The sequence below is a fragment of the Phenylobacterium sp. genome (assembly GCF_046590535.1).
Classification (GTDB): domain Bacteria; phylum Pseudomonadota; class Alphaproteobacteria; order Caulobacterales; family Caulobacteraceae; genus Phenylobacterium.
This window is the reverse complement of record NZ_JBKJTG010000162.1, coordinates 1-4,400: the sequence shown is the minus strand read 5'-3', so window position 1 is coordinate 4,400 and position 4,400 is coordinate 1. Positions and strand designations below refer to the sequence as shown.

Here is a 4,400-nt window from a genome sequence, read left to right as displayed (position 1 = left end):
CCGTCGGCGCCGGAGACCACCGCAGCCTTGGCGATCACCGCTACCCCCTCGCGCCGCCCGCCAGTGGAGGCGCCGCCGGTCCGCGGATCGGCGCCGGGAAGCTGTACGGCATGGGTGGCGTCGATGGTCACCGGGACCCCCAGCTTCTTCATCTCGGCAAAGCCCAGCATGTCGACCACCAGGTTGTTGTAGCCGAACGACGAGCCGCGCTCGCACAGGATGGTGATGTCGGCGCCGCCCACGGCTTCCTTGACCTTGGAGACGATGTTCCTGGCGTCCCAGGGCGCTAGGAACTGGCCCTTCTTGACGTGTAGCAGCCCGCCGGTCCCGTGGATGGCGCGGGCTGCGGCGGTCACCAGGTCGGTCTGGCGGCAGAGGAAGGCGGGGATCTGCAAGAGATCAACCACCTGCGCCAGTAACTCCGCCTGGGCGATCTCATGGATGTCGGTGGCGATCGGCACGTCCACCTCGGACTTTACCTTGGCCAGGACCCGCAGGCCATCTTCCAGCCCCGGCCCGCGGTAGCTGGTGATAGAGGAGCGGTTGGCCTTGTCGAAGCTGGCCTTGAAGATGAACGGCAGGCCCAGCCGGGCGGTGACCGCCTTCAGGTGGCGCGCTGTAGCCAGCGCCAGGGCCTCATCCTCCAGCACATTGAGCCCTGCGATCACCACCAGGGGCTGTCCGTCGCCGATGGCGAGCTTCCAGCGGTCGAGGGTCAGGACGGCCATGGGTTCCCTTTGGCGCAGGTTGGTGCGGGCTAAGTGGCGCGCTGCGGGCGGCTTCACAAGCGCCTTTTCGGCGGGGAGCGCCAGCCGGGCCACCTCGCCTTCACCCCGACCCGTCGTCATCGCCGTGCTCGCGGATTTCCCCCAAGCGCCGCGCGTCCGCCTTCCCCGCCGCTGCGTACATCCACCGCAAGCCACCGCTCGCGCGGCCCCGGGGATCAGTGTTATGTTTGGCGTAGAGTTCAGGGAACAGCGGCCATGACTTTGGTTCATGAGACGTCGCTCGGCACGCTTGCCGTAGATCGCAAGGCCTTCCGGCGCCTGCCGGAACTGGCCGGCGCGCCCCCCGCCTTTCGCGCCGCGCTGCGCATCATCGCCCGCAACTGGACCGTGGGAGCGCTCACCTTCGTGCTGCCGTCCGGGCGCGAACTGCACCTGCGCGGCGAAGAGGCCGGGCCCCAGTCCCGCCTGATCGTCCGCGACTTCCGCTTCATGGGCCGCGTCCTGGCTTCCGGCGACATCGGCTTCGCCGAGGGGCTGATGGCCGGGGAATGGGACAGTCCCGACCTCTCAAAGCTGCTGGAGGCCTTTGCGCTCAACTTCAACAAGCTGCACCGGGTGACCTTGGGCAGCCCCTGGATGTGGGCGCTCAATCGCATCCGCCACGCGCTCAACGGCAACAGCCGCAGCGGCGCCAAGCGCAACATCCATGCCCACTACGACCTGGGGAACGCCTTCTATTCCCGCTGGCTCGACCCCAGCATGACCTATTCCTCCGCCCGCTATGAGCGGCCGGGCCAACCCCTGGCCCAGGCCCAGACCGCCAAGTACCGGACCCTGGCGCAGGGCATGGGCCTGCAGGCGGGCCAGCACGTCCTGGAGATCGGCTGCGGCTGGGGTGGGTTCGCCGAGTTCGCAGCCCGCGACGTGGGCGCCCGGGTCACCGCCATCACCATCTCGCGCGAGCAGTACGACTTCGCGGCCAAGCGGATGTTCGAGCAGGGGCTCGCCGAGCGCGCCGACATCCGGCTGGTGGACTACCGCGACGTGGAGGGCCGGTTCGACCGGGTGGCCTCCATCGAGATGTTCGAGGCGGTGGGCGAGCGCTACTGGCCGGCCTATTTCGGCAAGATCAATGACAGCCTCAAGCCCGGCGGCCGGGCGGGGCTGCAGATCATCACCATCCGCGACGAGTTCTTCGAGGAGTACCGCCGCCGTGCGGACTTCATCCAGAAGTACATCTTCCCGGGCGGCATGCTGCCCTCGGAGGAACGCCTCAAGGCGGTGACCGACAGGGCGGGCCTGGCCTGGACCGACATCACCCGCTTTGGCCGCGATTACGCCGACACCCTGGCCGAGTGGGCCACCCGCTTCGAGGCTGCCTGGGACGACATCCGCCCGCTGGGCTTCGACGAGCGGTTCCGTCGGCTGTGGCGGTTCTACCTGAGCTACTGCGAGGCGGGTTTCCGCACCGGTCGCACCAATGTGGTGCAGCTCAGCTTGGCGAAAGCCTGAAGCCCCCCTGTTCGACCGGGCAGAGCCTGCCTAAGTAGCGGCCATGATCACTGCCTCCAGCGTCCTGGACCTCATCGGAAACACGCCCCTCCTGCGCCTCAACCGGGCCAGCGACGCCACCGGCTGCGAAATCCTCGCCAAGGCGGAGTTTATGAACCCCGGCCAGTCGGTGAAGGACCGCGCCGCGCTCTACATCGTGCGCGACGCCGAACGCCGCGGCCTGCTCAAGCCCGGCGGCCGCATCGTCGAGGGCACGGCCGGCAACACCGGTATCGGCCTGGCCATGGTGGGCAAGGCGCTGGGGTACCGCTGCACCATCGTCATCCCGCGCACCCAGAGCCAGGAGAAGAAGGACGCCATCCGGCTCTACGGTGCGGAACTGGTCGAAGTCGACGCCGCCCCCTATTCCAACGAAATGAACTACGTAAAGTATTCCGGTCGCTTGGCGGCTGAACTTGATAAGAAAGAACCGGCCGGCGCCGTCTGGGCTAACCAGTTCGACAACACCGCCAACCGCGACGCCCACCTGTACGGGACGGGACCGGAGATCTGGCGGCAGACCGACGGCAAGGTCGACGCCTTCATCTGCGCCGTGGGCTCCGGTGGGACCCTGGCCGGGGTCGCCGAGGCGCTCAGGGCGGAGAAGCCCGACGTTCGCATCGGCCTGGCCGACCCCCACGGGGCGGCGCTCTACGCCTGGTACACAGACGGCGAGCTGAAATCGGACGGGACTTCCATCAGCGAGGGCATCGGACAAGGGCGGATCACCGCCAACCTGGAGGGGCTGGCCATCGACCACGCGTACCGGATCGACGACGCGGAGATGCTGCTGGCCATCTACGACCTCATCGACGAGGGGCTGGTGATGGGCGGCTCCACCGGGATCAACGTCGCTGCCGCTATCCGCATGGCCAAGGACCTGGGCCCGGGCCACACCGTGGTGACCATCCTCTGCGACCACGGCCAACGCTACCAGTCGAAGATCTACAACCCGGAATTCCTTAGGGAACGCGGCCTTCCCGCGCCGAGCTGGCTGGAGTAGCCATGACCGACCCCCTGGTCACCGCCGACTGGCTTGGCCGGCGAATAGGCCGTTCGGATGTGTCTGTTGTCGACGCCAGCCTGCGGATGGTCGGCGAACCGACGACCGGCCGCCAGGACTACGACGCCGGCCACATCCCGGGCGCGGTGTTCTTCGACATTGAGGCGCTCTCGGATCATGCCAGCCCCCTGCCACACATGCTGCCCGCGCCGGAGACCTTCGCCGAGGCCGCTGGCGCGCTTGGCCTGCGACGCGAGGCGACCATTGTGGTCTACGACAGCCAGGGAATGTTCTCCGCCCCCCGGATCTGGTGGACCCTGCGAATCATGGGCTTTCCCAGCGTCTTCGTCCTCGACGGCGGCCTGATCGCCTGGCGGGCCCAGGGCGGGCCCGTGGAACGGACGCCGGCCACCCACCCCTCAACCCTCCTGGAAAGCGTGTTCGATCCCGACCTGGTCCGCGACCTCGACGCCGTGCGCGACCTGCTGGAGCGCCGCGAGGCGCAACTGGTGGACGCCCGGTCCCGACCCCGCTTCCGCGGCGAAGCGCCGGAGCCCCGCGCCGGGCTGCGGCCGGGCCATATGCCCGGCGCCTGCAACCTCCCCTGGCAGGACCTGGTGCGACCGGACGCCACGATGAAGTCAGCCGCCGAGCTGAAGGCCGTATTTGAGGCCGCCGGCGTCGATCTGGCCGCCCCCATCGTCACCACCTGCGGCTCGGGCGTCACCGCCGCGATCCTGGCCCTGGCCCTGGCCCGCCTTGGCCGCCTGAATGTGCCGGTCTATGACGGTTCCTGGACCGAGTGGGGCGGCCGCGCCGACACCGCGGTCGCAACCGGAGCCTGACCCATAGACGTCCGCCTGGCCCACGCCCTCGATCTCCGCCTGCTCCCCGACATTGAGCGCTCCGCCGGCCAGATCTTCCGCGGCACCAGCCAGGATGCGATCGCTGGCGGGGACGTTTCGCCCGAGAGCTTCTACCGCCCCCTGCAGGCTCAGGGCCTGGTGTGGGTGGCCGGATCGCAGGGCGCGCGCGTGGGCTTCGGCGCATGCGAGGCCTTCGATGACGCCCTGCACCTGTGGGAACTGGCGGTTCACGCCGACGCCCAGGGACAGGGC

General features: G+C 68.9%; 4 protein-coding genes. 3 read left to right on the top strand and 1 reads right to left on the bottom strand.

The window, feature by feature from the left end:
• Positions 1-728, bottom strand: a 728-nt coding sequence (gene kdsA, locus ACLL81_RS09715; protein WP_411288141.1) for a 3-deoxy-8-phosphooctulonate synthase, incomplete at its 3' end; no start/stop codon positions are given.
• A gap of 255 nt (positions 729-983) precedes the next feature.
• Between kdsA and ACLL81_RS09710 the strand changes: the two genes are divergently transcribed.
• The 3 genes from ACLL81_RS09710 to sseA are packed head-to-tail and all read left to right on the top strand — an operon-like array spanning position 984 to position 4,127.
• Positions 984-2,240, top strand: a complete 1,257-nt coding sequence (locus ACLL81_RS09710) for a class I SAM-dependent methyltransferase (protein ID WP_411288140.1) — start codon at positions 984-986, stop codon at positions 2,238-2,240.
• A gap of 43 nt (positions 2,241-2,283) precedes the next feature.
• Positions 2,284-3,282: a cysteine synthase A gene (locus ACLL81_RS09705; protein ID WP_411288139.1), complete on the top strand. Its 999-nt coding sequence runs from the start codon at positions 2,284-2,286 to the stop codon at positions 3,280-3,282.
• A gap of 2 nt (positions 3,283-3,284) precedes the next feature.
• Positions 3,285-4,127 (top strand): 3-mercaptopyruvate sulfurtransferase, encoded by an 843-nt coding sequence (gene sseA, locus ACLL81_RS09700; protein ID WP_411288138.1) that lies wholly within the window; start codon positions 3,285-3,287, stop codon positions 4,125-4,127.
• The last annotated feature ends 273 nt before the right edge of the window (positions 4,128-4,400 follow it).